At 62.6% G+C, this 18,612-nt stretch carries 22 protein-coding genes; 6 read left to right on the top strand and 16 right to left on the bottom strand.

The window, feature by feature from the left end:
- Window positions 1-17 precede the first annotated feature (17 nt).
- Window positions 18-881, bottom strand: a complete 864-nt coding sequence (gene tesB / locus ACODTY_RS02005) for an acyl-CoA thioesterase II (protein WP_488992615.1) — start codon at window positions 879-881, stop codon at window positions 18-20.
- A gap of 100 nt (window positions 882-981) precedes the next feature.
- Here tesB and ACODTY_RS02000 point away from each other — a divergent pair, with 100 nt between their 5' ends.
- From ACODTY_RS02000 to ACODTY_RS01990, 3 genes are all read left to right on the top strand, one after another.
- On the top strand, window positions 982-2,229 hold the full coding sequence (locus tag ACODTY_RS02000) for a ubiquinone biosynthesis hydroxylase (RefSeq protein ID WP_488992614.1): 1,248 nt from the start codon (window positions 982-984) through the stop codon (window positions 2,227-2,229).
- 48 nt (window positions 2,230-2,277) lie between these two features.
- On the top strand, window positions 2,278-2,736 hold the full coding sequence (locus ACODTY_RS01995; protein ID WP_488992613.1) for a YbaK/EbsC family protein: 459 nt from the start codon (window positions 2,278-2,280) through the stop codon (window positions 2,734-2,736).
- A gap of 104 nt (window positions 2,737-2,840) precedes the next feature.
- Window positions 2,841-3,266 carry an OsmC family protein gene (locus ACODTY_RS01990; protein ID WP_488992612.1) on the top strand — a complete coding sequence of 142 codons (426 nt, stop codon included), beginning with the start codon at window positions 2,841-2,843 and terminating at the stop codon, window positions 3,264-3,266.
- A gap of 122 nt (window positions 3,267-3,388) precedes the next feature.
- Here ACODTY_RS01990 and ACODTY_RS01985 read toward each other — a convergent pair whose 3' ends face one another.
- Complete coding sequence (locus tag ACODTY_RS01985) at window positions 3,389-4,027, bottom strand: YceH family protein (protein WP_488992611.1); 639 nt, start codon at window positions 4,025-4,027, stop codon at window positions 3,389-3,391.
- An 85-nt stretch (window positions 4,028-4,112) separates the two neighbouring features.
- Here ACODTY_RS01985 and ACODTY_RS01980 point away from each other — a divergent pair, with 85 nt between their 5' ends.
- A complete protein-coding gene (locus ACODTY_RS01980; RefSeq protein ID WP_488992610.1) occupies window positions 4,113-4,616 on the top strand; it encodes a hypothetical protein in 504 nt (167 codons plus the stop codon).
- Window positions 4,617-4,639: 23 nt separating this feature from the next.
- Here ACODTY_RS01980 and ACODTY_RS01975 read toward each other — a convergent pair whose 3' ends face one another.
- The 5 genes from ACODTY_RS01975 to ACODTY_RS01955 all read right to left on the bottom strand — a co-directional run bounded on the left by ACODTY_RS01975 (window position 4,640) and on the right by ACODTY_RS01955 (window position 8,691).
- Window positions 4,640-5,419 (bottom strand): succinate dehydrogenase iron-sulfur subunit, encoded by a 780-nt coding sequence (locus ACODTY_RS01975; protein WP_488992609.1) that lies wholly within the window; start codon window positions 5,417-5,419, stop codon window positions 4,640-4,642.
- Between the two features lie 12 nt (window positions 5,420-5,431).
- Window positions 5,432-7,270, bottom strand: a complete 1,839-nt coding sequence (gene sdhA / locus ACODTY_RS01970; protein ID WP_488992608.1) for a succinate dehydrogenase flavoprotein subunit — start codon at window positions 7,268-7,270, stop codon at window positions 5,432-5,434.
- Between the two features lie 3 nt (window positions 7,271-7,273).
- Window positions 7,274-7,669 carry a succinate dehydrogenase, hydrophobic membrane anchor protein gene (gene sdhD / locus ACODTY_RS01965; protein ID WP_488992607.1) on the bottom strand — a complete coding sequence of 132 codons (396 nt, stop codon included), beginning with the start codon at window positions 7,667-7,669 and terminating at the stop codon, window positions 7,274-7,276.
- Between the two features lie 2 nt (window positions 7,670-7,671).
- Entirely contained in the window at window positions 7,672-8,076 is a 405-nt protein-coding gene (sdhC, locus tag ACODTY_RS01960; protein ID WP_488992606.1) for a succinate dehydrogenase, cytochrome b556 subunit, read from the bottom strand.
- Between the two features lie 222 nt (window positions 8,077-8,298).
- Entirely contained in the window at window positions 8,299-8,691 is a 393-nt protein-coding gene (locus ACODTY_RS01955) for a hypothetical protein (RefSeq protein WP_488992605.1), read from the bottom strand.
- Window positions 8,692-8,894: 203 nt separating this feature from the next.
- Here ACODTY_RS01955 and ACODTY_RS01950 point away from each other — a divergent pair, with 203 nt between their 5' ends.
- A complete protein-coding gene (locus ACODTY_RS01950; RefSeq protein WP_488992604.1) occupies window positions 8,895-9,248 on the top strand; it encodes a hypothetical protein in 354 nt (117 codons plus the stop codon).
- Here ACODTY_RS01950 and ACODTY_RS01945 read toward each other — a convergent pair.
- From ACODTY_RS01945 to ACODTY_RS01920, 6 genes are all read right to left on the bottom strand, one after another.
- Window positions 9,232-10,464 (bottom strand): GGDEF domain-containing protein, encoded by a 1,233-nt coding sequence (locus ACODTY_RS01945; protein ID WP_488992603.1) that lies wholly within the window; start codon window positions 10,462-10,464, stop codon window positions 9,232-9,234. The genes ACODTY_RS01950 and ACODTY_RS01945 overlap by 17 nt on opposite strands.
- 67 nt (window positions 10,465-10,531) lie before the next feature.
- Complete coding sequence (locus ACODTY_RS01940; RefSeq protein WP_488992602.1) at window positions 10,532-11,740, bottom strand: GGDEF domain-containing protein; 1,209 nt, start codon at window positions 11,738-11,740, stop codon at window positions 10,532-10,534.
- Between the two features lie 198 nt (window positions 11,741-11,938).
- Window positions 11,939-13,363: a 3-isopropylmalate dehydratase large subunit gene (leuC, locus tag ACODTY_RS01935; protein ID WP_488992601.1), complete on the bottom strand. Its 1,425-nt coding sequence runs from the start codon at window positions 13,361-13,363 to the stop codon at window positions 11,939-11,941.
- 69 nt (window positions 13,364-13,432) lie between these two features.
- The gene (locus ACODTY_RS01930; RefSeq protein WP_274533312.1) at window positions 13,433-13,561 is read right to left on the bottom strand and encodes a hypothetical protein; all 129 of its coding nucleotides are present in this window, start codon (window positions 13,559-13,561) and stop codon (window positions 13,433-13,435) included.
- Between the two features lie 841 nt (window positions 13,562-14,402).
- Window positions 14,403-14,687, bottom strand: a complete 285-nt coding sequence (locus tag ACODTY_RS01925; RefSeq protein WP_488992600.1) for a DUF3892 domain-containing protein — start codon at window positions 14,685-14,687, stop codon at window positions 14,403-14,405.
- 277 nt (window positions 14,688-14,964) lie between these two features.
- Window positions 14,965-15,522 carry a MarR family winged helix-turn-helix transcriptional regulator gene (locus ACODTY_RS01920; RefSeq protein WP_488992599.1) on the bottom strand — a complete coding sequence of 186 codons (558 nt, stop codon included), beginning with the start codon at window positions 15,520-15,522 and terminating at the stop codon, window positions 14,965-14,967.
- 195 nt (window positions 15,523-15,717) lie between these two features.
- Between ACODTY_RS01920 and ACODTY_RS01915 the strand changes: the two genes are divergently transcribed.
- Entirely contained in the window at window positions 15,718-16,431 is a 714-nt protein-coding gene (locus ACODTY_RS01915) for a hypothetical protein (RefSeq protein ID WP_488992598.1), read from the top strand.
- Between the two features lie 3 nt (window positions 16,432-16,434).
- Here ACODTY_RS01915 and ACODTY_RS01910 read toward each other — a convergent pair whose 3' ends face one another.
- From ACODTY_RS01910 to ACODTY_RS01900, 3 genes are all read right to left on the bottom strand, one after another.
- Window positions 16,435-16,983, bottom strand: coding sequence for an MgtC/SapB family protein (locus tag ACODTY_RS01910; protein ID WP_488992597.1), 549 nt, complete (start codon window positions 16,981-16,983; stop codon window positions 16,435-16,437).
- A 72-nt stretch (window positions 16,984-17,055) separates the two neighbouring features.
- Window positions 17,056-17,691, bottom strand: coding sequence for a class I SAM-dependent DNA methyltransferase (locus ACODTY_RS01905; protein ID WP_488992596.1), 636 nt, complete (start codon window positions 17,689-17,691; stop codon window positions 17,056-17,058).
- A gap of 72 nt (window positions 17,692-17,763) precedes the next feature.
- Window positions 17,764-18,582, bottom strand: a complete 819-nt coding sequence (locus tag ACODTY_RS01900; protein ID WP_488992595.1) for an amino acid ABC transporter permease — start codon at window positions 18,580-18,582, stop codon at window positions 17,764-17,766.
- Between the last annotated feature and the right edge of the window lie 30 nt (window positions 18,583-18,612).

The raw sequence follows: 18,612 nt of genomic DNA, 5'->3' as shown, positions 1-18,612 counted from the left end.
TTGCCTAATATATGTGCTTATCGCTTGAGCCGGATCAGACCTTCCTGCGCCACCGACGCAACCAGCGTGCCGTCGCGGGCAAACAGCGAGCCTCGGGTAAAGCCGCGCGACCCTTGCGTGGAGGGGCTGTCCTGCGAATAGAGCATCCAGTCGTCAAGCGCATGCGGGCGGTGGAACCACATGGCATGGTCGAGGCTGGCGGCCTGGATGTCGCGGTCGAAGATGGCGCGGCCATGCGCGAAGGTGGAGGTGTCGAGCAATGTCATGTCGGACAGATAGGCAAGCACCGCCGTCTGCATGGCGCGGTCTGCCGGCACGGGACCGCTGGTGCGTATCCAGATGTTCTGCTTCGGCTCCAGCTTTTCGCGGCTGGTGTAGTGCTTGAGCATGACCGGCTTCATCTCGATCGGCCGGTCGCGCTCCCAGTAGCGGCGAATGCCTTCGGGCACCGCCTCGCCGAATTTTCCGATCAGTTCCGGCTGCGACAGGAGCGTATCGGGTGCCGGCACGTCAAGCGGCATCGGGATCTGGTGGTCGAGGCCCTGCTCGTCCTGCTGGAACGAGGCTTCCAGCGAAAAGATGGCGTGGCCGTGCTGGATCGCCACCACGCGCCGCGTGGTGAAGGAGCCGCCGTCGCGGATACGGTCGACTTCGTAGACGATCGGCACCTTGGTGTCGCCGGGGCGCATGAAGTAGCCGTGCAGCGAATGCACATGCCGATCGGACTCAACGGTGCGCTGGGCGGCCACGAGGGCCTGCGCGATGGTCTGGCCGCCGAAGACGCGCTGCCAGTCGGTTTGCGGGCTGCGACCACGGAACAGGTTGTGTTCCAGCCGCTCGAGGTCGAGTATATTCAAAAGCTCGTCCATGGCTGCCGTCATGATCGCACCCTTTCCGGAACCGTCCGGGCCGGTGTCGGACAGGAACGGCAGCGCGTCAAGGCTGCATATGCTGCCGCCGGCAACACGAAAGGTTTTGGCAATGGCTGAACGCAAGGCCGAGGATAAAGGCCAGTCCAGGCTGGACGTTCTGGTGGCCGGTGCGGGCTATGTCGGCCTTGCCGCCGCCGTGTCGCTGAAGCAGGCAAGGCCGAGCCTCTCCGTTGCCGTCGTCGATGCCGCGCCGGCCGGCGTCTGGCAAAAGGACGGCCGCGCCTCGGCCATCGCCGCCGCCGCCTGCCGCATGCTCGACCGCCTTGGCGTGTGGGACGACATAGCGCCGGAAGCGCAGGCCATCACCGAAATGGTGATCACCGATTCGCGCACCGCCGATCCGGTCCGGCCCGTGTTCCTGACCTTTGACGGCGAGGTCGCGCCGGGCGAACCCTTTGCGCATATGGTCGCCAACCGCGACCTCAACGGCGCCTTGCGCAAGCGCGCCGGCGAGCTTGGCATCGACATCATCGAAGGCGTGGGCGTGCAAGGCTTCGATGCGGATGGCGCGGGCGTGACGGTGCATCTCGCCGATGGCGCAGCCCTGAGAGCGCGCCTGCTGGTGGCCGCCGACGGCGTGAAATCGAAGCTGCGCGACCTTGCCGGCATCAAGACGGTGCATTGGAGCTACGGCCAGTCCGGCATCGTCTGCACCGTGGCGCATGAGCGGCCGCACAACGGTCTTGCCGAAGAGCATTTCCTGCCCGCCGGCCCGTTCGCCACCTTGCCGCTGAAGGGCAACCGCTCGTCGCTGGTATGGGTGGAACGCACCGAAGACGCCGACAAGCTGGTGAACGGCGACGACCTCGTTTTCGAGGCGGAACTGGAGCGGCGCTTCGGGTTGAAGCTCGGCGAGATCAAGGTGGAGACCAACCCGCGCGCATGGCCGCTTGGCCTGACGCTGGCCCGCGCCTTCGTCGCGCCGCGCATCGCGCTGGCCGGAGACGCCGCGCACGGCATCCACCCCATTGCAGGACAAGGCCTGAACCTCGGCTTCAAGGATGTCGCGGCACTGGCCGAGGTGATCGTCGAGGCCGACCGGCTGGGACAGGATATCGGCGCGCTCGACGTTCTCGAGCGCTACCAGCAATGGCGGCGCTTCGACACGGTGCAGATGGGCGTGACCACGGATGTTTTGAACCGGCTGTTCTCCAACGACATCGCGCCTATCCGCACGGCGCGCGACATCGGTCTCGGCATTGTCGAGCGCCTGCCACGCCTGAAGGAGTTCTTCATCCGGCAGGCTTCCGGTCTTGCCGGTGGAACACCTCGCCTGCTGAAGGGCGAGGCCATCTGAACCTGAAAGGCGTTCGCTTTTCCAAATTTGATTGTTATACGACGTGCCATGAGCCTTGATTCCGTTCGCGCTTTTTTCGCAGCCCACGCTCCCGACATAAATGTCATCGTGACCGAGGAAAGCTCGGCAACGGTGGCGCTTGCCGCCGAGGCGCATGGCGTCGAGCCGGCGCAGATCGCCAAGACGATCTGCCTGCGCGCCGGCGACCAGATCATGCTGGTGGTAGCCGGCGGCATGGCGCGCATCGACAACCGCAAATTCCGCGATCGCTTCGGCGCCAAGGCCCGCATGCTGGAGGCCGATCAGGTCGTGGAGGCGACCAGCCATCCGGTCGGCGGCGTCTGCCCGTTCGGGCTTCCCGCGCCGCTGCCCGTCTACTGCGATGCCTCGCTGCGGTCTTTCGAGGAAGTGGTGCCGGCTGCAGGGGCCACCAACGCGGCGGTTCGACTGCCGCCTGAGCGGATGGCCGAGCTTACCAACGCCGAATGGGTCGATGTCTGCCAATAGACGCATGGCGCGCTTATTGTTTGCCTTGCATCAACAACGCCCTGCACTATCGTTCATATAGGCCTGCAGGCCCCTTTTTTGGCCGCTTTAACAAGGAGACTATCATGGATCGTCACGCAAACGCCGTCTGGAAGGGCAATCTGAAGGAGGGTGCCGGCACGCTCGACCTGCAAAGCGGTGTGTTCAGCAAGCAGCCCTATTCCTTCAAGGGCCGCTTCGAAGACGAAAGCGGCAAGACCGGCACCAACCCGGAAGAGCTGATCGCGGCTGCGCACGCCGGCTGCTTTGCCATGCAGTTTTCGCACTTCCTGGCTGAAAACGGCACGCCCGCCGACAATCTCGACGCAACCGCCGTCGTGACGCTGACGCCCGGCACCGGCATCACCGGCAGCGCCTTGACCGTCGTCGGAAAGGTGCCCGGCATCGATACAGCCAAGTTCAAGGAACTGGCGGAAAAGGCCAAGGGCGAATGCCCCGTGTCGAGGGCGCTCGGCGCCATCAAGATCACGCTCGACGCCAAGCTCGCCTGAGTGGCGCGCTTGACCCTGCCGGCAAGCTGGCACGGGTTAGAATATGAAAAATCCCGGGGACCGTAGCGGCTCCGGGATTTTTTATGCGAGGCGGCATGACCGGTAAGTGCTCAGGCGAAAAGCTAACGGCCTTCGCCACTCAACGCATCGAGGCGCTCGCTCAGGCGCGCCACCTGCTCCTCAAGTGCCGCGACGCGTGCTTCGAGGTCCGACGTGCGTCCCGATGCAACCGCAGGCGCAGCGAACGCGCTGGCGTCGACGGGTCCGCACAGAAGGTGGACAAAACGTTCCTCGCGTTGGCCCGGGGCACGGTCGAGTTGCTGCACCAGCGGCGGCCTGCGCCCGATCAATAGGTCGAGATTGTCGCGCAAGTCTTCTATTGAGGAAAAGCGCGCCATCCGTTCGCTCCGGGCCAGAAGCTCGTATGCCGTCTGGGGCCCGCGCAAAAGAAGCAGCCCGACCAGCGTGATCTGCGGCGTCGTCAATGAAAAGCGCTGGGCAAGCTGATGCTCGTAGCGTTCGACGCGCGAGCCGAAGACCTGTCGCGCCAACCCCTTCTGCTCAAGGAGCTTCAGCGCCCGCTGAACCTCGGCCTGCTCAAGCACCATGACCGGTTCGCGCGCCGTCTTCTGGTTCGCCGCCGCGTGCGCTGCGTTGAGCGAAAGCGGATAGACGTCGGGCGTCAGTTCCTTCTTCTCGATGAGCGAACCGAGTACGCGCGCTTCGGCGGCATTGAGGACGAGGAGTTCGTTGTCGGTCATCTTTGGTCAGCCACGGCAGCTATTTACTGTTTGGCGATCCGGGTGTTTGCTTCGCCCGTGGATCGAACGGGTATGGAGGGATACGATGTTCTTCGGCGTTTCGACACTACAGACATTTCATGTCCTGATCAGCATCATCGGCATTGTCACCGGCCTAATCGTCGTCTGGGGCCTTTTTTCGTCCAGGCGCATGAGCACCCTGACGGCAATATTCCTGGTCACCACCTTGTTGACGAACCTGACAGGTTTCGTGTTTCCGTTCAAAGGTTTTACACCCGCGATCGGCGTCGGCATCATCGGCACGGTCGTGATGGTCTTGTGCCTGGCGGCGCGCTACCTCAAGCAGATGGAAAACGGCTGGCGCGGCATTTACGTCATCACCGCCGTGATATCGCTTTACTTCAACCTGTTCGTGCTGGTCGTGCAGCTCTTCCTGAAAGTTCCGGCCCTGAACGCCTATGCGCCGACCGGCTCCGAGCCACCCTTTGCTGCAGTTCAAGGCTTGGTTCTGCTGTTGTGCATCGGTGCGGGCTTTGTCGCCTTCAGGCGCTTCCACCCCTTGCCAGCGCCGCGACCGGGCCTTGCTTGAAAGTTAGGCCGGGTTGAGAAGGGTCAGACCCTTCTCTCGACCATCAGCTTCTTGATCTCGGCAATCGCCTTTGCCGGGTTCAAACCCTTGGGGCATGTCTGCGCGCAGTTCATGATGGTGTGGCAGCGGTAGAGCCGGAACGGGTCTTCCAGATTATCGAGCCGCTCGCCGGTTGCCTCGTCGCGGGAATCGATCAGCCAGCGATAGGCCTGCAACAAAACGGCAGGTCCGAGATAACGGTCGCCGTTCCACCAGTAGCTCGGGCACGACGTCGAGCAGCAGGCGCACAGGATGCACTCGTAGAGGCCGTCGAGCTTCTCGCGGTCTTCATGGCTCTGCAGCCACTCCTTCGCAGGCTCCGGCGACACCGTCTTCAGCCACGGCTCGATGGACGCATGTTGCGCATAGAAATTGTTCAGGTCGGGAACGAGATCCTTGACCACCTGCATATGCGGCAGCGGATAAATCTTGATCGCACCGGAAATGTCGTCGCAGCCCTTGGTGCAGGCAAGCGTGTTGGAGCCGTCGATGTTCATGGCGCAGGAACCGCAAATGCCCTCACGGCATGAGCGGCGCAGTGTCAGTGTCGGGTCGATCTTGTTCTTGATGTAGAGCAGAGCATCGAGCACCATCGGGCCGCAATCGTCCATATCGACGAAATAGGTGTCGATGCTCGGGTTCTCGCCGTCATCCGGCGACCAGCGGTAGATGCGGTATTCGCGCAAGTTGGTCGCGCCTTCCGGCTTCGGCCAGGTCTTGCCCTGCCTGATCTGCGAGTTCTTGGGGAGTGCGAGTTCGACCATGGCGTCAGGTCCTCAATACACCCGCGCCTTGGGCGCGATCTTCTTCGGGTCGATCCCGCCGTCTTCCGGCTTGATCTGCGGATCGGTGTGAACCGGCCGATAGGTCAGCGTAACCTTGCCCTCGTCGCTGACATGGGCAAGCGTGTGCTTGCGCCAGTTGGCGTCGTCACGGGCGGAAAAGTCCTCGCGGGCATGTGCGCCGCGGCTTTCCTTGCGCGCCTCAGCCCCGTAGACCGTGGCAATGGCGTTGGCCATCAGGTTTTCCAGTTCGAGCGTTTCGACCAGATCGGAGTTCCAGATCATCGAGCGGTCGAATACCTTGATGTCCTTGAGCTCATTCCAGATCGCGCTGATGCGCTCGCAACCCTTTTCAAGCGACTCCTGGGTGCGGAACACCGCTGCATCGTCCTGCATGGCCTTTTGCATCCGCTCGCGGATGACCGCCGTCGGCGTGCTGCCATTGGCGTGACGCAGGCGGTCGAAGCGATCCATGATCTTGTCGACGGAAGCCATGTTGAGCGACGGCACGGACGACTTGCGGTCGATGACCTGACCGGCGCGGATCGCGGCGGCGCGGCCGAACACGACAAGGTCGATCAGCGAGTTGGAGCCAAGCCGGTTGGCACCGTGGACGGAGGCGCAGCCGGCTTCGCCGACCGCCATCAGGCCGGGCGACACCCTGTCAGGCTGCTTTGCCGTCGGGTTCAGCACTTCGCCCCAGTAATTGGTCGGCACGCCGCCCATATTGTAATGGACCGTAGGCAGGACCGGGATCGGCTCCTTGGTGAGATCGACGCCTGCGAAAATCTTGGCCGATTCCGAAATGCCGGGCAGCCGCTCCGCCAGCACCGCCGGATCGAGATGGTCGAGATGCAGGAAGATGTGGTCCTTGTTCTTGCCGACGCCGCGTCCTTCGCGGATTTCCAGCGTCATGCAGCGCGAAACCACGTCGCGCGAAGCAAGGTCCTTGGCCGACGGCGCATAGCGCTCCATGAAGCGCTCGCCTTCGGAATTGACGAGATAACCGCCTTCGCCGCGCGCGCCCTCGGTGATCAGGCAGCCCGCGCCGTAGATGCCGGTCGGGTGGAACTGCACGAACTCCATGTCCTGCAAGGGCAGGCCGGCACGCGCCGCCATGCCGCCGCCGTCGCCGGTGCAGGTATGAGCCGAGGTGGCCGAGAAATAGGCGCGTCCGTAGCCGCCCGTCGCCAGCACCACCATCTTTGCCGAAAAGCGATGGATGGTGCCATCGTCGAGGTTCCATGCGACGACGCCGGTGCAGGTGCCGTCCTCGTCCATGATGAGATCGAGCGCGAAATACTCGATGAAGAACTGGGCATGGTGCTTCAGCGACTGGCCGTAAAGCGTGTGCAGGATGGCATGGCCGGTGCGGTCCGCGGCAGCACAGGTGCGCTGCACGGGCGGGCCGTCGCCGAAGTTCTGCATGTGGCCGCCGAAGGGGCGCTGGTAGATCTTGCCTTCTTCGGTGCGCGAGAACGGTACGCCGTAATGCTCGAGCTCGTAGACGGCAGCCGGCGCCTCACGCGCCAGATATTCCATCGCGTCCGTGTCGCCCAGCCAATCCGAACCCTTGACGGTGTCGTAGAGATGCCAGTGCCAATGGTCCGGCCCCATGTTCTTCAAGGATGCGGCGATGCCGCCCTGCGCCGCGACGGTGTGCGAGCGGGTCGGGAAAACCTTGGTGATGCAGGCCGTCTTCAGACCCTGTTCGGCCATGCCGAGCGTTGCCCGAAGGCCCGAACCGCCGGCGCCGACGACGACGACATCGAACTGGTGATCGACATAGGTATAGGCCGAAGCCGCGTTGGTTGATTTTGCGTCCTTGGCCAAGGCTCAGCCTCCGAATGACAGCTTGAGCAGAGCGAAGATAGAAACCACGCCAACCGCTATTGTGAAAAATGTATTGAGTGCCAGAAGCGCGAGCTTGCTGCCTTCGCCGTGGACATAATCCTCGATGACGATCTGCATGCCGAGCCGCATGTGGTAGAGGCCGGACAGAAGCATCAGGATCATCACCAGCGCCACCGCAGGATTGGCAAGCGTTGCCCGCACATCCTCGTAGCTTGCGCCATTCAGGCAGATGAGAAGGCCGACGAAGGCCAGCGTCAGCGGAATGTTGGCGATTGCCGTGAGGCGCTGTCGCCAGAAATGCTGGGTGCCTTCGCGGACCGAGCCCAATCCGCGCACCTTGCCCAAAGGCGTGCGCATGTCGTTTTTGCCAGCGCTCATGATCAGGCCCCCCTTGCGAGATAGCCGACGATCCAGATCGCGAGCGTGAGCGCGACCGATCCGGCCAATGTCGCCCACGCGATCTTGGAAGCGGTGTGCTTTTCGAGACCTGCGCCGGTATCCCACACCAGATGGCGGATGCCGCCCAGCATGTGGTGCATCAGTGCCCAGGTGTAGCCGAACAGGACCAGTCGTCCGATGAGCGAGCCAAAAATGCCGTTGACGAAATCAAAGTAGGCCTGCGGCCCGACCGCGGCAGTCAGCCACCAGGCCACGAGCAGCGTACCGAAATAGAGCGCGCCGCCGGTAATTCGGTGCACGATCGACATGGTCATGGTGATGGGAGGCCGGTAGATCGTCAGATGCGGCGATAGCGGCCTGTCTCGGGTGGCTGGTGATCTGCTCATGGCTCCCCCGTTCAGCATCGGATCATGCGGTTTGAAAGCGCTACCGCAGTTTCCGAATGCGACTTTGGATGGCGGTTTCTAGAACGCTTTTTGCACCGCGTCAAAGTCAGAAAACCGTTTCCGATTCATAATTTAGTCTGATGAAATCACATATTTGCGCTTCAAACGATTGAAGTGGTCAATTATCTCATCAGGAAACATATTTAACTATAGGGAATTTTATCAGCGCGTGCAAGGCAGCGGCGTCTGGCCGGCCTTGACTACCAGCGCTTCACGTCCATCAAGCACGATTGCGTCATGCGCCTGGCCGTAGCGGCTGCGCTGATTCGAAGGCGAGGCAGGCAATTCCTCGGCGACGCCGTCCGGCCCCAGGATGCGCACGGACGTGCCAAGATTCTGGATGGTCATCATGCCGCCGTCGGCACAATTGTAGGTCGCCGTGCCGGGCTGCGAGGTTTCCTCGTCCGCAACGATCGACATTGCCGAAGAACCGTCGCCAAATCCGGTATCGAGCGCGGTTGCGATACCCTTCCCGCCGGGGCTGGAAACGCACGCTGTACAGGCGAAGGCCGGCAGCAGGATGATCGCCACCGAAGCCGTGAGGCGAAACGCCATACATTTTCCTCCAGAGCGCGAAACTAGCTGGCCGACACCCCAACGATCAAGAGGGTGGCAAATCTGTGCAGAGCTTTGCGTGTTTGGCCGTTAACCATGTTTGCCGATGGCTGGGCCCGGATGCGGTGCAGTCTATTAACAATGGTTAAGAAATCGTTAATCTCGTGATTCGAGGAGGCTTGCCTCACACACGGAGCAACAACATGCGTTCGAGCCTTGGCTTATCCAGCCTCGCAGTGCTTTCATTGCTTGCCGTCGGCTATGCCGCGCCGGCATCTGCATGGTCGCGCCACCAGGACCGCGTTTATTCCGATTCATTCGGCAATCTCGTCATCGACAGCGCCGCCGGCTACAAGCGCATTCTCGTCGGCGAAGGCCATATGGCAAAGAAGATGGCCGGCTATACGGAACAGGCCGCCAAGCCCAAGGTGATCTACTTCAACCGGGATGCCGGACCGTGGGCGGATTGCTATCGCCCGCCTGTCTTCGTCAAGGGACGCAGCTATATGTACGGCCTCTCGGATGGCGAGATGCCGGAACTCAGCCCTTGCCGTTGAAGTTCAAGCCGGACGGCCCGTTCGATGGGCTTGTCGATGATTTGACGAGGCCAAGCGAGCTGCCCGACACCTTGACCTGATCACGCCCGGCCTTCTTGGCGCCATAAAGGGCATCGTCGGCCCTTCGCATAAGATCGGCCAGACCTTCTTCCGTCTGGAGTTCGGATACGCCGAAGCTCGCGGTGCAGCGATGATCCTTCGGCAGGCCGTCTATCGGCAACGCGCTGAAGGCGCTGCGGACGCCCTCGGCGAAAAGCCGCGCCGACGTCAGGTTGGTGCCCGGCAAAAGGATGGCGAATTCTTCGCCGCCTATTCGGCCGACGACATGGTTGCAAGCAATCGTATCGCGCAGGAAGCTGGCAAACACCTCGATGACGCGGTCACCCGATGCGTGTCCGAAGTTATCGTTGATGGCTTTGAAATGATCGAGATCGGCCAGGACGAGCGACACCGGCACGCCCTGCTTGCGGGCCGAGCGCAGCGCGATGCCGGCGCGAGCCTGGAAGCCACCGCGATTGAGCAGCCGCGACAGGGCGTCGACTTCGGATTTGAGGGCGGCTTCCGCAAGCGCATCGCGCATCAATATGCCGAGCAGGAGCAAGGCAACCGCCAGCGCAAATATGGTGCCCATCGTCTGGGAGACCATTGCGTAGTTGCTTTGCAGATAGCTTTGCGGGTTTGCGCCCCATCCGCCGAGGGCATGGGCGAGGAACGGCTTGCTCGCGAACTGCAGCGCGCTGAGGCCGAGCACGATCAAGAGCAATCGGTCGAGCACGGATTGCCGCCGCTTCGATGACCACACGATGCCGAGCGCCACGAGTTGCATCGCGGCGTAGGGCAATTGATACGCCATCATGCGGGTCAGCGCGTGGCGCGGCAAATCCTGCACCAGATAGACGACGACGGTTGCGGCCAGAAGAAAGAGCACCATGGCGAGGCGTGGCGCCGCCGCATCGTAGTTTTGGGCCAAGCCGATGTTGAGGGCAATCGTGGCCGCAAGGAAAACGGCAAACGCCGCGGTGACCGGCAGACGGGGCTCGTTGAACCCCGGAATACTGGCCTCGATGAGAAGATAACCCACCCCGATGACATAGCTGAACGCCAGCCAATGCGCAGCACTACGCCGCGCACCGAGTGCGGCGAGTGTCAGGAAGGATGCTGCCAGAAGCGCTGCTGCGAACAGATTGATGGCAAGGATGAAGGTTGCGCTCGTCATTTCCGTTCTCATGCGCCCCTATCCACACAATCACGGACGCACCAAGAACATGTTAACGTCCACGCACTTAGCGTGGATAAGACGGAGCCAACAAAATTTCACCCGGGTGGGGCTCCGACGGTCGCTCGTACGACATGCGCACGCTGTTGCGGCCATTCTGCTTGGCCTTGTAGAGCGCCTCGTCGGCCCTGAGCATCAAGGCCGCGAGATGCTCGTTGCCGGCCCTGGCCGTGACGCCGAAACTCGCGGTGACCCGCAACCCGGGCGGAAAGCCCACCAAGTCGCCACTCGAAAAGAGGACGCGGACCGCCTCGGCAAGCAAGCGCGCGGCGGCAAGGTCCGCCCATGGCAGCAGCACGGCGAACTCCTCGCCGCCGATGCGCCCGGCAACGCCGCGCGCTCCCGACGCCGCCGCCTGCAGCTTGTCGGCAAAGGTTGCGATGACGCGGTCGCCGGTGGCGTGGCCATAGCGGTCGTTGATCGACTTGAAGTGATCGAGATCGGCGAGAACGAGCGTGACCGGGCAACCGGTCTCGGCGCACTGGTCCAGCAGCCGCTGCGCGGAGAGGTCGAAGCCACGCCTGTTCAGAAGGCCAGACAGCGGATCGGTTTGCGACACGTGTCTTAGTCCCGAAACCATGTCGAGTGCGGCGGCGGCGAACACGCAAAGCGAGATCAGCAGCGCAAACAGCGCGTGCGACAGCATGGCGGAGCGCCAGTAGATCGAGGTGAAGAAGGCCTCCGGGCTGGTGACCGGCCCATAGATGGCCAGTATGACAAGCGGCCGGGCAATGAAATTGACCGTCGTAAGCACCGCAATGCCGAACAGGAAATATTCGGCCATGCTGCGCGCCCGGCTTGGCCAGAGGTCAGCTGCAATGACGAGGCAGGCCGCACCGAAGGCAAAATTGAGCGACAGGATGCGCTTGGTCATGTCCGGATCGACGAACATGAACCACATTTGCGCGACAAAGCCCACGGTGGCCAGGGCGGCGACGACCGGAAGGGTGCGCACGCGGCCGAAACGCAGGATGACCGCAGCGCCGACAAGACAGACCGACAGCGCAAACATGCCGCCTGCAATGGCCCTGGCGACATTGAAGCCCAATGGCAAGGCGAAGGATTGCAGCACGAACCCGGCCGCCGATATGCCGTAGCCACCGGCCATGAGGCCCAGATGCAACTGCCGCAGATAGAACCAGAGCGCCAGGAAAGCCGCCGCCAGCACCAGCGAGATCGCCGGATTGAGCAACGCTATGAACAGGCTCGTATCCACTCTAGACGCAACTTCCACCGGTTCCGTGGCGAAACCCTTAGACCCGAAGCGCAAACAACGGGTTAAGTTCAATCAGAAGATGCAGGCAATCGTCGTTTTACGGATTTTCTTCGCCGTTCTACTTAATTTCCCGAAAGTAAAAAGCTCCGGAATGACGAAATCCCGGAGCTTCTCCACCGACCTTTTAGCCGGCTTTACTTATTGCCAGTCGCGGATGTCGACGAAATGGCCGGCGATTGCGGCAGCCGCCGCCATGGCCGGCGAGACCAGGTGCGTGCGGCCCTTGAAGCCCTGGCGGCCCTCGAAATTGCGGTTCGAGGTCGAGGCGCAGCGCTCATGCGGCTTCAGCCGGTCGTCGTTCATGGCAAGGCACATGGAGCAGCCCGGCTCGCGCCAGTCGAAACCGGCCTCGATGAAGATCTTGTCGAGACCCTCGGCCTCGGCCTGCTCCTTGACGAGGCCCGAACCCGGCACGATCATGGCGTTGACGCGCGGATTGACCTTCTTTCCCTTGGCGACGGCGGCAACAGCGCGCAAATCCTCGATACGGCCATTGGTGCAGGAGCCGATGAAGACGCGATCGAGTTCGATGTCGGTGATCTTCGTGCCGGCGGTCAGGCCCATATATTCGAGCGCGCGGATCTTTGAATTGCGCTTGTTCTCGTCCTCGATCTCGTTGGGATCGGGCACGGTGCCGAGCACGGAGGCGACGTCCTCCGGCGACGAACCCCAGGTGACGATGGGCGGCAGGGCTGCTGCGTTAAGCACCACGACCTTGTCGAAATGCGCGCCTTCGTCGGTCTGCAGCGTCTTCCAGTAATCGAGCGCCATGTCCCACGCAGCACCCTTCGGCGCGCGCGGCTTGTCCTTGACATAGGCGAAGGTGGTTTCGTCCGGCGCGATCAGGCCGGCGCGCGCGCCGCCTTCGATCGACATGTTGCAGATGGTCATACGGCCTTCCATCGACAGCGAACGGATCGCCTCGCCGGCATATTCGATGACGTAGCCGGTGCCGCCGGCGGTGCCGATCTCGCCGATGATGGCAAGGATGATGTCCTTGGCGGTGACGCCGGCCGGCAACTGGCCGTCGACGCGCACCAGCATGTTCTTGGCCTTGCGCTGGATCAGCGTCTGCGTTGCCAGCACATGCTCGACCTCGGACGTGCCGATGCCGTGCGCCAGCGCGCCGAACGCGCCGTGCGTGGAGGTGTGGCTGTCGCCGCAGACGATGGTCATGCCCGGCAAAGTAAAACCCTGCTCCGGCCCGATGATGTGGACGATGCCCTGGCGGCGATCCTTCTCGGAGTAATATTCGACGCCGAAATCGGCGGCGTTCTTGGCCAGCGCCTCGACCTGGATGCGGCTTTCCTCGTTCTTGATGCCGTTGACGCGATCCGGCGAGGTCGGCACGTTGTGATCGACCACGGCCAGCGTGCGCTCGGGATGGCGCACCTTGCGGTTGGTCATGCGCAGGCCTTCGAACGCCTGCGGGCTGGTCACTTCATGGACGAGGTGGCGGTCGATATAGAGCAGGCAAGTGCCGTCTTCCTGCCGGTCAACCACGTGGTCGTCGAAAATCTTGTCGTAGAGGGTGCGCAATTTGGGTTCAGAAGGGGCGCTCATGTGCGTAAATCCGTCGATTTCAAAGTTTGGAAGCGAAAACCGGCCGGGCCGGCATGAAGGCGGATCGGCTCAGGAAAGCCGGCTGGCGAGCGCGCCCGAAATGCACGCAAAAAAGCGCGCTGGCAGGCGCTTCTTGTCCTGCAGCACGAAGCCCTTGTAGGACGGGTCTCCGAACAACTCTTCCATGGCCTCGCTCATATCAATCTTTTCCGCCCTCGGCAATTGCCGGCTGGATAGGGGAATGTCTCGTTGCATGGAAGGTCCCTTCCTTTCGTCATCCTCGGGCAAGCCCGAGCGTAGCGAGAGGCGCGACCCGAGGATCCATGCCGTGAGGGTTGGGACATTCGCGATGTTTCACAGTGGGGAGCCGTCTTCTTCACCCTTTGCGCGCTGCCGTTTGGTCACGGCATGGATCCCAGGGTCTCCGCAACGGCCTTCGACCTGCTCCGCCCTAGGATGACGAAGAGATGGATATGCTTATTCATCGCCACGCCCGCTTTCGCGTCTGGCCATTGTCAAAGAACTGACCTCATACGAGGTCGGGAAGACGGGCGGCCGCAAGGGCGCTCGTTTTAGATAGATGGTGCGACCTCGCGGCCGCCCGTCCGGCGTTTTAAGATTTCAAATCCGCCCGCTTTCATCGACAAGCTGGGTCCCCTCACAGGCTCTCCGAAAAGACGCCGCTTCCAAGGTGAGGGCAACGCTCGGCGAGCCTAGCGCGTCCCCTTTCAACGCTGCACAGGACACAACCGGTCCCTTCGTGGGGGGCAGACCAAACCTCCCCGGCGCGAGCCACGTTAGCCCGCCTCCGAGGCGCCGGTTCCTCTCCCACGATTGCGCCGTCGCGACACCGCTTTCCCAAGAGAGAAACTGCGGCGGAGTATGAATGAGGTTTTGAGGGCGTGGATAGAAAATAAACTATGTTATTGATATTAAACGAAAAGAACCTACTTATTCTCACTCAAAACTTGGCGCCGCACAAAACGCAAACAATTGCTTACGTACGGATTGTTGCGGCGCCAAGTCGACTAGACGACCCTTACGGACACTCAGGCAAGCTCAGGAGATTATTCGGCTCATCCCCATCAGCGTCTGTTTTGAGGTACTTATTTCCGTATCGGCTAGTTGCGACGCAAACCCACACACGATCACCGGAAGGGCGTTCGACGTAGAACTGCCATTCCTGACGCTCAATCCTACCGATTGCATCGGCAAGCGTGAGTCTCCATTGCGACGTTGCGTAGCCGCCAACATGCGTGATCGCATGGTAAGGATCGAGGCGTGGGTCCTTATTGATGCATTTGATCTGTGCTGTGCTCGTCATTTGACGCTCCTGTAGATTGAACCACAAGGCGCTTGACGGAACAGGGCAAGGATTTAGTGTGCCGGTTGTACTTCATGTGCCTAGCCGCCTTGTGGCTCGGTTGCAGTGACGGCGGTGGCTCTCTCGGGAAAGAATCAGCCACCGCCGTTTCCATTCGACTGCAACCACGGCGTGAAGCACAAGCCCCCGACCCGCGTGTACCCGCAATTCACAGGGCATAATTTGTTCTTGTTTCGTACGATTGAAATCTAATCGCTTTCGTGAAGCCAAAGCGGCCTCAAGCCGCTTCCTGCTCCTGGCAGATCTGCTCGGCTTCGGCGTCTTCCAGCGGTTGCTTGAGCAGCTGGCAGTAGTGCTGGCCCGGTCCGCGCGCATCGGCAGCGAAATGGCGGCAGGCGCGGCAGATGCCGAAGGCGCGGCCTGAGCGCGCAGCGAGCGCCGAGGTGACCAGCGCAGCGACCCCATCGCCAAGCGAAGCGCGCAGCGGCGGCGGCAAGGCCTCGAAAGCCTGCTTTATCGTCGCCATGCCGTCGAGCGGCAACAGCGCCCTGCCCTTTTCGGTGAGGTCGAGGCGCACCGAGCGGCCATCGCCCGGATTGGCGGTTTTCTCGACAAGGCCGGCGCGTTCCAGCGACATCAGCGTTTGCGAAACCGTGCCCTTGGTGAGGCCGAGATAGGCGGTGAGCCCGCCCGGCGTGCGCGAAAAGCGGTTGGCGCGGGCAAGGAAGCGCAACGCCTCCCACTGCGCCGGCTTCATGCCGTGCGCGTGGCCTTCATTGGTGACCAGCCGCGCCAGCCGCTCGATCAGTTCAATGGTTTCAACGTCATTTCGCATGGCCGTCAAAGCGTCTCGCGGACTTCTGCTTCGCTTCTCACGCTTTTGCTCCTTCCATGCATGTCTTTTTCCCGAAACCGGTTCCCACTTTCGGGAGACATGTATCTTAGTATCGTAACACTACCAATCTTGCAATGCGCAATCCACCCTGCTATGCCGATATGGTATCGACTCAATACCATTGGAGACTTGACCATGAAAACCTCTCTCCTGGCGGCGGCAGCGCTGCTGGCGCTTGGCCAGTCGGCCTTCGCCCACGGCATAGAAAGCGCGGTTGATCCGTCGAAGCCGGCGGCGTTCGACATCACGTCCGCCTCGGCCACCACCGACGGCCGGCTCTCGACCTTCATGATGGAAGTGGCCGGCGAGGCCGGATCGGTGAAGCCGGAAGCGACCGGCAAATTGCAAGGCGCGAAGGTGGCGGCCTATGTCTGGCCGACCGGCTTCGACCCCTCCGCCGTGGGCTTTGCCGAAAAGTCCGGCATACTGGCGCTTGCGATCACCGCGCATCCGGATTTCGACGACACGCCGCTGTTCGACGAAAACGGCGACGGCGACCCCGCCAATGACGGCGCCGACTGGCATTCGCACTGGGTGGTGCTGGGCAAGGACGATGGCTGCGGCGCGGGGCTGAAGGTGCTCGACGTTTCGCCGGGCGTCGATCTGTTGCCGCCGACCGCGCCGATGCTGCCGCTGGCGCTGGACAGCCCCGGCATGTCGCCGAGCCTGAAAGGCAAGGTGGCGAAGATCACCGTGCCGGTGAAGGGCGGCGAAGGCGTTTCCTTCGACGCGGTGACGGCGGAATTGCAGGTCAACTCCGAGGGCAAGGCCCCGCTTCTGTGCGTGACCGGCGTGCATGACGTTGCCTCCGGCGACCTCACGCTGCCGGGCAAGATCATGAAGCAATAGCGTTCACTTGGAACGCTTGGTTCCGGCCTTGCCGCCTGAGGCCGGGGCTTCGCCGCCTGGGGATCCGCCGATCTCCAGGCGGCGTTCGAACGCGTGCAGGAAGCCGAGCACGACAAGCGCGATGAGGGTGGCAAGGACTGCGATCTGCCAAAGGCCGATCCCTGCCGCGACGCCGATGGCGCCGGCCAGCCACATGCCGGCACCTGTGGTGAGGCCGTGGACTTCGCCGCGCGTGAAGATGACGACGCCGGCGGCAAGGAAGGCGACGCCGGCGGTGACCGCCTCGACCATGCGGATGGGATCGACGGTGACCGCTTCGCGCATGGCGCTTTGCCCGAACATCGGCGCATGGACGATCTCGATGGTGAGGATGGCGAAGGTGGCGGCGGCGATGCAGACCAGCATGTGCGTGCGCAGGCCGGCGGGACGCGCCCGCCATTCCCGCTCGAAGCCGATGGCCGCGCCGAGCATGGCGGCCAGCGCCAACCGGGCGACGATGACCGGGAATGAGGTGAAGGTGGGGTGGCCGAATTCCTCGACGAGTTGTTCCATCGCGCGCTTGTCCTGCTCCTGCCGGTCGATCGAGCAAGCAACGCCGCGGGCGGCAGCCGGTTCCGCGCCGGCTTACAAAACCTCGAAGACGAAGGTTTTGACCCGCGCTTCCGGCTCGGTCACCGCATAGCAGCGGAACCACGGGCTCTCTTCGACCAGCCGCCATTTGCCCTGTTTTTCAAGGTTGGCGATGACGCCGGCAAAACCGCCGTTGTCGAACACCTGATCGCGCACGGTGAAGATGGCGTGGCCGCCGCTTCTGGTAATGCGGACGAGATCGTTGAGGCCGGATGCCGGCGCATGGCCCATGGTGAACACGCCGGTGGAGAAGAAGGCGCGGAAATGGCCGTCGGGCCACGGCAGCGTTTCGCCGAGCGTACCCTGGCGCAAATCGTCATAGGTCTGGCGGCTGGCGGCGATCTTGAGCATGTCGGGCGAGAGGTCGAGGCCGGCGAGGCGATGGTAGCCGAGCGCCTTCATCGACGGGCCGGAGAGCCCGGTTCCGCAGCCGGCATCGAGCAGCGGCCCTTCCGAGGCGGAGACATAGCGCGCCACCCATGCGGTGATGAGGAAGGGCAAGAGATAGCCGAGCGCGGCGGTTTCGCTGTCGTAGGTCGCGGCCCAGTCGGCATAGGCCTTGGCGAGTTCGTCCGGCGAAGACGCCGAGTAGACCGAATCGAGCGCCGCATTTGCCTTGTCTAGGTCCATCGCACCGGTCCTCCACCAGGCTGTCGGAAAGGCAGCCTATGACGGTGTGCTGCCGGACGCAAACAGCAAGAGCTAGCTCGCGTGTTCATGGCCGCGCCGCAAGCGCTTTTCGAGTGCCCTCAAGGCAATCGACAGGCCGACGGTGAGGATCAGATAGATATAGGCAACGATGGAATAGGTTTCGAAGAAGCGGAACGAGCCGGACGCGTAGATCTTGGCCATCTGCGTGATGTCGGCGACGCCGAGCACGGAGACCAGCGACGAGTCCTTGACCATGGCGACGAAATCGTTGCCGAGCGGCGGCAGGATGGTGCGGATCGCTTGCGGGAAGACGATCAGGCGAAAGCGCTGGAACGGCGTCAGCCCGAGCGCCTTGGCTGCCTCGACCTGCCCCTGATCGACCGCCTGGATGCCGGCGCGGAAGACCTCGGCGATGAAGGCGGAATAGCCGATGGTGAGCGCGATGATCGCGCGCCACAGCAAAGACACGTCGCGCACCAGGAGCGGCTCGGCGAGGCCGGCGTGCTGGAGCGGCAGCGTGAGAAAATTCCACGCAGTGACCAGAGCCGGCGCGCCGACGAAGGCGATCCAGAACAAGAGCACCAGCATCGGGATGCCGCGGATGATCTCGACATAGAAGCGCGCGGCCTGTCGAAGCAGGCGCGAACCGGACAGCGCCATCAGCGCGATGCCGAGGCCGATTGCCGAGGCCAGCACGAAGGCGACCATAGTGACGAAAAGCGTGATGCCGATGCCCTTGGCGACGGTTGCGAACACCTGCGAATAGAGGTCGCTTGCCACGATGAACAGCGCGGCGGCGGCGGCCAGCAACCCGGCGGCAACCAGCCACCACGGGAAATCCGGCTTTTGCAGTTTGCGGGGTTGCGGCATCTACAGGGAACCCGCGCGGGTTCCCGATGC

Source organism: Mesorhizobium sp. FG116 (assembly GCF_057809835.1).
This window is presented reverse-complemented; position numbering and strand designations above follow the sequence as displayed.